1 protein-coding gene is annotated in these 1471 nt (G+C 67.4%); it reads right to left on the bottom strand.

Going from position 1 to position 1471, the window contains the following annotated elements; translation table 11 throughout:
- Positions 1-123: 123 nt before the first annotated feature.
- Entirely contained in the window at positions 124-918 is a 795-nt protein-coding gene (locus tag D7X32_RS44340; protein WP_120608468.1) for a DUF695 domain-containing protein, read from the bottom strand.
- Positions 919-1471: the final 553 nt, after the last annotated feature.

Raw genomic sequence — 1471 nt, 5'->3', positions numbered from 1 at the left:
CTGAAGTCCGCCGCCGTCTTCAACAGGTGCTGTTGCGCTGGATAGGCGTCTGCCCCCTCTGCCGCAGGCTCGTGGACGACTCGAACCTGCCGCGCGGCCCCTCCCGAATCTGATCAGGTGGTACTAGGGATGCTCCGTCACGAGCAGGCAGCCCCAGCCGTCATACGTGCCAAGGTGCGGCCCCATGAGGATGTCGAGGATCTCTTCGGCCACCTCGTCCATTCGCGCCTCGTCCACGGTGTCCACCCGGTGGAAGTCCAGGCGCCACATCAGCCCGGGCACTGGAACGATTTGTGGAACGATTTGACATCGGATGTCTTCGAACCCCAGGTCCCGCAGCCGGGCCTCCGCGTCCTTCGCCAGTTGCTCCCACGGGAAGTGCGCGCGGTGAGTCACCTTCCGGGCCACGTTGAGCAGGTCCCCCTCCGCCCGCAGGAGCGCGACCCGCTGGCGGTTCATCCTCACCTGATACTGCAAGGGCGACGGGAAGAGCATCCGCAGATACGCCGTCCAGTCGGGGTCCCGCGTCCGCGCCACGCCCACTTCATAGGCCCCCTGATGGGCCTGCACGACGGGCCTCACCTGCTTCGCTGTGACGGACTTCGGGCCATACAGGTAGACGGCCTGCGTGCCCTGCGCCACCAGGTGCCCGACCATCAGCAGCCCCAGGGGACGCAGACGCGCCGCCAGCACGTCCTGCACCGCGAACACCGCGTCCTCTTCATCGCTGTCCCGGAGCCCGTTCGACATCGGGTTCTTCAAGGGGAGGGTCAGCCGCCAGAGCACGGGGTGGCTGGCCATCGGCGCGTGCGGGCTGGCGCCCAGGTCGATCCCCACGGTCTGCGGCCCCTCCGTGCTCCACCGGAAGTAGGCCTCGAAGGACTCTTGCCAGGGCTTCGCGGAGGAAGGAGCGCTCATGCCGGGCCAGTTTAATATCCGGTGGTCGTGGCCCGGTCGACCTCGCGCCCCCGCGCGGATCCAGACCCTGCCGCACAAAAAAATACTGGGAGCGCGCCCCCTCGACGCGCTCCCAGTAACTCAACCCCTCCCCCGAGGGGTCCCCCTCATCCGGATGCGGCCCCCAAAGACCCGCGTCCGTCCTGCTTTTCCTTCAAAACGTCGACTGCCAAAAACCTTGAGTCCCGGAAGATCGACCCCCGAAACCCTTTCCCCCTCTGCCCGGTCCGCTCTGCGTTCCGAGCCCTTGGATACCGGCGGCTCTGCCCCCAGCATCCCCACCTCGCCTTCAATACGTCGGCCGCCAGAAACCTTGGTTCGGCCCTGTTTTTTTTCGCCGCCCCCCTCTGACGCGTCCGGCCGGACCGCCCTCACCCAGGCCTACGTCAGCGCTGCTGCTACAGTCGCCCACCCTGGAGGGGCGCCATGCGGAAGCCGTCGGCGGTGGTCATGGGAGGGGTCGCGCTCGTGCTCCTCATTGGAGCCGGAGCCTTCTGGTGGCTGCGCCCCACTC

It is taken from the genome of Corallococcus carmarthensis (assembly GCF_003611695.1).
GTDB lineage: Bacteria > Myxococcota > Myxococcia > Myxococcales > Myxococcaceae > Corallococcus > Corallococcus carmarthensis.
This window is presented reverse-complemented; position numbering and strand designations above follow the sequence as displayed.

Excerpts from the sequence above, each read along its gene's own strand:
- D7X32_RS44340 (WP_120608468.1), bottom strand. The coding sequence starts at position 918 with ATGAGCGCTCCTTCCTCCGCGAAGCCCTGGCAAGAGTCCTTCGAGGCC.